This is a genomic window from Ramlibacter sp., assembly GCF_035554825.1.
In the GTDB taxonomy this organism is placed as follows: Bacteria; Pseudomonadota; Gammaproteobacteria; order Burkholderiales; family Burkholderiaceae_C; genus Ramlibacter.
Genome location: NZ_DATMHS010000164.1, coordinates 1 through 5254, shown reverse-complemented (window position 1 = coordinate 5254; position 5254 = coordinate 1). Strand labels below are relative to the sequence as shown.

8 protein-coding genes and 1 tRNA gene are annotated in these 5254 nt (G+C 68.4%); 8 read left to right on the top strand and 1 reads right to left on the bottom strand.

What is annotated here, in order from left to right; translation table 11 throughout:
• On the bottom strand, positions 1–305 hold a 305-nt coding region (locus VNT59_RS20055), incomplete at its 3' end, for a hypothetical protein (protein WP_325501420.1).
• 17 nt (positions 306–322) lie between these two features.
• Here VNT59_RS20055 and VNT59_RS20050 point away from each other — a divergent pair.
• The 8 genes from VNT59_RS20050 to VNT59_RS20015 form a co-directional block, all read left to right on the top strand.
• Positions 323–1309: an NAD(P)H-quinone oxidoreductase gene (locus VNT59_RS20050; RefSeq protein ID WP_325501418.1), complete on the top strand. Its 987-nt coding sequence runs from the start codon at positions 323–325 to the stop codon at positions 1307–1309.
• Between the two features lie 4 nt (positions 1310–1313).
• Positions 1314–2060, top strand: a complete 747-nt coding sequence (gene tpiA / locus VNT59_RS20045) for a triose-phosphate isomerase (RefSeq protein ID WP_325501416.1) — start codon at positions 1314–1316, stop codon at positions 2058–2060.
• 39 nt (positions 2061–2099) lie between these two features.
• The gene (gene secG, locus VNT59_RS20040; protein ID WP_325501414.1) at positions 2100–2522 is read left to right on the top strand and encodes a preprotein translocase subunit SecG; all 423 of its coding nucleotides are present in this window, start codon (positions 2100–2102) and stop codon (positions 2520–2522) included.
• A gap of 180 nt (positions 2523–2702) precedes the next feature.
• Positions 2703–2787: transfer RNA gene (locus VNT59_RS20035), tRNA-Leu, on the top strand.
• 59 nt (positions 2788–2846) lie between these two features.
• Complete coding sequence (locus VNT59_RS20030; protein WP_325501412.1) at positions 2847–3218, top strand: NADH-quinone oxidoreductase subunit A; 372 nt, start codon at positions 2847–2849, stop codon at positions 3216–3218.
• A gap of 69 nt (positions 3219–3287) precedes the next feature.
• Positions 3288–3764 (top strand): NADH-quinone oxidoreductase subunit B family protein, encoded by a 477-nt coding sequence (locus VNT59_RS20025; protein WP_325501422.1) that lies wholly within the window; start codon positions 3288–3290, stop codon positions 3762–3764.
• Between the two features lie 14 nt (positions 3765–3778).
• The gene (locus tag VNT59_RS20020; protein ID WP_325501410.1) at positions 3779–4387 is read left to right on the top strand and encodes an NADH-quinone oxidoreductase subunit C; all 609 of its coding nucleotides are present in this window, start codon (positions 3779–3781) and stop codon (positions 4385–4387) included.
• A gap of 8 nt (positions 4388–4395) precedes the next feature.
• A partial coding sequence (locus tag VNT59_RS20015; protein ID WP_325501408.1) for an NADH-quinone oxidoreductase subunit D occupies positions 4396–5254 on the top strand: 859 nt, incomplete at its 3' end.

Below are 5254 nucleotides of genomic sequence, written 5' to 3'. Positions count from 1 at the left end.
CGATGAAGGCGCTGCTCGATCGGCCGGCCGGCATGGAAGACCGCCCGCCGCGCGAAGAGCGTGGCCCGCGTGAAGACCGCGGTCCGCGCGGCGAAGGCCGCGGCGACTACCGCGAGCGCCGCGAGCCGCGCGAAGGACGTGAACCGCGCGAAGCGCGGGAGCCGCGCGAGCCGCGCGAACCCCGCGACGAGCGCCAGCCGCGCGACCAGCAGCCGCAGCAGCCGCGCGAGCAGCAGCAGCCGCAGCCGCCGGTGGACGACCAGGTCTGAAAGCGAGGGTGGTGGGCGCCGCCGGGCGCCCGCCATCGCGACGGAGCACGAGCATGAAAGCCGTTGAAATCAGTGCATTCGGTGCCCCCGAAGTCCTGCGCCTGGGCGAGCGCCCGGATGCGGCCGCCGCCGCGGGCGAGGTGCTGATCCGCGTCACGGCCAGCGGGGTGAACCGCCCGGACGTGCTGCAGCGCACCGGCAATTACCCGGTGCCGCCCGGTGCGTCCGACATCCCCGGCCTGGAGGTCGCGGGCGAGATCGTCGGCGGCGATGCGCAGGCGATGGCGGCGGCCGGCTTCAAGGCCGGCGACCGCGTCTGCGCGCTGGTCGCCGGGGGCGGATACGCGCAGCTGTGCGCCGCGCCGGTGGGCCAGTGCCTGCCGGTGCCCAAGGGCCTGAGCGACATCGAAGCGGCGTCGCTGCCGGAGACGTTCTTCACGGTGTGGACCAACGTGTACGACCGCGCCAGGCTGCAGCCGGGCGAAAGCCTGCTGGTGCAGGGCGGCACCAGCGGCATCGGCGTCACGGCGATCCAGATGGCCAAGGCGCTCGGCTCGACGGTGATCGCCACCGCCGGCAGCGACGAGAAGGTGCAGGCCTGCCTGAAGCTCGGCGCCGACCACGCCATCAACTACAAGACCCAGGACTTCGCCGAGGAAGCCAGGCGATTGACCGGCGGGGCCGGCGTCAACGTCATCCTCGACATGGTCGCCGGCTCCTACGTCGCACGCGAGGTGGAGAGCCTGGCCGAAGACGGGCGACTGGTCATCATCGCGGTGCAGGGCGGGGTCAAGAGCGAATTCAACGCCGGCCTGGTGCTGCGCCGCCGGTTGCAGATCACCGGCTCGACGCTGCGGCCGCGGCCGGTGGCGTTCAAGGCGGCCATCGCGCAGGCGCTGCGGGGCAAGGTCTGGCCGTTGCTGGAGCGCGGCGCCATCAAGCCCGTGATCCACGCCACCTTCCCGGCCGCCGAAGCGGCGAAGGCGCATGCGCTGATGGAATCGAACCGGCACGTCGGCAAGATCGTGCTCACCTGGTGACACCATGGACAAGAAGAAACTCATCGCCGGCAACTGGAAGATGAACGGCAGCCTGGCTGCCAACGACGCGCTGGTGCGCGCCATCGCCAAGGGCCTGGGCGATGCCGCCTGCCAGGTGGCCGTGTGCGTGCCGGCGCCGTACCTGGCCCAGGTGCAGATGCTCAAGTCCGGCTCGAAGCTGCAGCTCGGCGCGCAGGACGTGTCGCAGCATGCCGACGGCGCCTTCACCGGCGAGGTCTCGGCGGCGATGCTGCGCGAGTTCGGCGTGCGCTACGCGATCGTCGGCCACTCGGAGCGGCGCCAGTACCACGGCGAGAGCGACGTGCTGGTGGCCGAGAAGGCGAAGGCGGCGCTGGCCTGCGGCATCACGCCGATCGTGTGCGTGGGCGAGACGCTGGCCGAGCGCGAAGCCGGCAAGACCGAAGAGGTGGTCAAGCGCCAGCTCGCGGCCGTCATCCACGCCAACGGCCACTGCATCAGCGAAGTGGTCGTGGCCTACGAGCCGGTCTGGGCGATCGGCACCGGCCGCACCGCGACGCCAGACCAGGCGCAGCAGGTGCATGCGGTGCTGCGCGCGCAGCTCAAGGCGGCGACGCCGCACGCCGACCGCGTGCCCATCCTCTACGGCGGCAGCATGAACGCGGGCAACGCCGCTTCGCTGCTGGCCTGCCCGGACATCGACGGCGGCCTGGTCGGCGGCGCGTCGCTCAAGGCCCCCGATTTCCTGCAGATCATCGCGGCGGCGCGCTGAGGCGCCGCCCGCCCCCAAGAACACGGAGTTGAATCCCCCATGAATTTCATCCTCACCGCCATCCTCGCCGTGCAGATGCTGACGGCGCTCGGCATGATCGGCCTGATCCTGATCCAGCACGGCAAGGGCGCCGACATGGGCGCCGCCTTCGGCAGCGGCAGCTCGGGCAGCCTGTTCGGCGCCAGCGGCAGCGCGAACTTCCTGTCGCGCACGACCGCCGTGCTTGCCGCCGTCTTCTTCGCCTGCACCTTGCTGCTGGCCTATTTCGGCAACCTGCGCGCGCCCGAGTCGGGCAGCGTGCTCGATCGCGCGGCCACCAGCGCGCCCGCCCCCGCGGCCGCGCCGGCCGCCTCGGGTGCCGCCGCCCAGATCCCGGGCACGGCCGCGCCTGCCGGCGTGGCGAGCGCCGCTGGCGCGCCCGCGACCGGCGCTTCGGGCGCGGCGCAGATTCCGACGCGCTGAGCCGCGACACCAGCCGGCGCGGGGGCAACCGCGCCGGGCTGCAGGACCGCCCGTTCCCATGTTGCGATTGATATTGCGCAACTCAGCAGCAGTGGAAGCGTGGTCTTTTCAGGGTAAACTCTACCCTGTCACAAACGGACAAAAAGAAGCGTCAGCTCGGTCCGTTTTGGGCATACAACCGCCGTCGTGGTGAAATTGGTAGACACGCTATCTTGAGGGGGTAGTGGCGAAAGCTGTGCGAGTTCGAGTCTCGCCGACGGCACCAAAAACGAGAACGCCTGCTGCATGCCTTGCGGCAGGCCAAAGAGCGGACTCAGACTCAAGATGAATCTTGATCAGTATCTCCCTGTCCTCCTGTTTCTGCTCGTAGGCCTTGGCGTGGGCGTAGCCCCCATGGCCATCGGATGGTTCCTCAGCACCGTCCTCGGCTTCCAGAAGCCCGATCCCGCGAAGAACGCCGCCTACGAATGCGGCTTCGATCCCTTCGAGGACGCGCGCATGAAGTTCGACGTGCGCTACTACCTCGTGGCCATCCTCTTCATCCTGTTCGACCTCGAGATCGCGTTCCTGTTCCCGTGGGCGGTCTCGCTCAAGGAGATCGGCGCCGTCGGCTTCTGGTCGGTGATGGTGTTCCTCGCGATCCTGGTCGTGGGCTTCGTGTACGAGTGGAAAAAGGGCGCGCTCGACTGGGAATGACGAGCGGCCCAAGCGTCACAAGGAAGTATTGAAATGGCGAACGTGGCACCTGCAGCGGTGAAAAAAGAGATGCCGCCCGGCCTGCTCGACAAGGGCATGGTCACGACGACCGTCGACACGGTCATCAACTGGGCGAAGACGGGCTCCCTGTGGCCCATGACGTTCGGCCTGGCGTGCTGCGCGGTGGAGATGATGCACGCGGGCGCGGCCCGCTACGACATCGACCGCTTCGGCATGCTGTTCCGGCCCAGTCCGCGCCAGTCGGACCTGATGATCGTGGCCGGCACGCTGTGCAACAAGATGGCGCCGGCGCTGCGCCGCGTCTACGACCAGATGGCCGAGCCGCGCTGGGTCATCTCGATGGGCACCTGCGCCAACGGCGGCGGCTACTACCACTACAGCTACTCGGTGGTGCGCGGGTGCGACCGCATCGTGCCGGTCGACGTCTACGTCCCGGGCTGCCCGCCGACGGCGGAGGCGCTGCTGTACGGAATCATCCAGCTGCAGCAGAAGATCCGGCGCACACAAACCATCGCCCGGGCCTGAAAGGCACTTGACTCATGACTCTCTACGCCGTTGATCCCCAAGCTCTCAAGGACACGGTGGCCGCGACGCTGGGCGCTCGCGCCAAGCGGATCGACCTCAAATGGGGCGAAGTCACCGTGCTGGTGGGCGCCGCCGACTACCTCGAGGCTGCCAGGCTGCTGAAGGAATCCCCGGGCTGCCAGTTCGAGCAGCTGGTCGACCTGTGCGGCGTCGACTACAGCGAATACCGCATGGGCGGCTGGGAAGGCCCGCGTTTCTGCATCACCGTGCACCTGCTGTCGGTGGCGCTGAACCAGCGCGTGCGCCTGAAGGTGTTCACGCCCGACGACGACCTGCCGGAAATCGACTCGGTCACCTCGCTGTGGAGCTCGGCCAACTGGTTCGAGCGCGAGGCCTTCGACCTGTACGGGATCATCTTCACGGGCCACTCGGACCTGCGCCGCATCCTCACCGACTACGGCTTCGTGGGGCATCCGTTCCGCAAGGACTTCCCGACCGAAGGCTACGTCGAGATGCGTTACGACCCCGAGCGCCAGCGCGTGATCTACCAGCCCGTGACGATCGAGCCGCGCGAGATCACGCCGCGGATCATCCGCGAAGACAAGTACGGCGGCCTGCAATAGGTTTGACCATGGCAGAAATCAAGAACTACACCCTGAACTTCGGGCCGCAGCACCCGGCGGCGCACGGCGTGCTGCGCCTGGTGCTGGAGCTCGACGGCGAAGTGATCCAGCGGGCCGACCCGCACATCGGGCTGCTGCACCGCGCGACCGAGAAGCTGGCCGAGACCAAGACCTACCTGCAGGCGCTGCCCTACATGGACCGCCTCGACTACATGTCGATGATGGCCAACGAGCACGCCTACTGCCTGGCCGTCGAGAAGATGCTCGGGGTCGAGGTGCCGGTGCGCGCGCAGTACATCCGCGTCATGTTCGCCGAGATCACCCGGCTGCTGAACCACCTGCTGTGGCTCGGCGCGCACGGCCTGGACTGCGGCGCGATGAACATCCTGATCTACTGCTTCCGCGAGCGGGAAGACCTGTTCGACATGTACGAGGCGGTGTCGGGCGCCCGGATGCACGCCGCGTACTTCCGCCCGGGCGGGGTCTACCGCGACCTGCCGGACACCATGCCGCAGTACACGGCGAGCAAGTTCAAGAACGAGCGCACCGTGCGCGAGCTGAACGAAAACCGCCAGGGCTCGCTGCTCGACTTCATCGACGACTTCTGCCGGCGCTTCCCCAACTACGTCGACGAGTACGAGACGCTGCTGACCGAGAACCGGATCTGGAAGCAGCGCACCGTGGGCATCGGCATCGTCTCGCCCGAGCGCGCGCTCAACCTGGGCTTCACCGGCCCGATGCTGCGCGGCTCCGGCTTCGCGTGGGACCTGCGCAAGAAGCAACCGTACGACGCGTACGACCGCCTCGATTTCGATATCCCGATCGGCAAGACCGGCGACTGCTACGACCGCTACCTGGTGCGGGTGC

Coding starts and splice junctions, on each gene's coding strand:
- tpiA (WP_325501416.1), top strand. CDS start 1,314: ATGGACAAGAAGAAACTCATCGCCGGCAACTGGAAGATGAACGGCAGC.
- secG (WP_325501414.1), top strand. CDS start 2,100: ATGAATTTCATCCTCACCGCCATCCTCGCCGTGCAGATGCTGACGGCG.
- VNT59_RS20020 (WP_325501410.1), top strand. CDS start 3,779: ATGACTCTCTACGCCGTTGATCCCCAAGCTCTCAAGGACACGGTGGCC.
- VNT59_RS20050 (WP_325501418.1), top strand. CDS start 323: ATGAAAGCCGTTGAAATCAGTGCATTCGGTGCCCCCGAAGTCCTGCGC.
- VNT59_RS20025 (WP_325501422.1), top strand. CDS start 3,288: ATGCCGCCCGGCCTGCTCGACAAGGGCATGGTCACGACGACCGTCGAC.
- VNT59_RS20030 (WP_325501412.1), top strand. CDS start 2,847: ATGAATCTTGATCAGTATCTCCCTGTCCTCCTGTTTCTGCTCGTAGGC.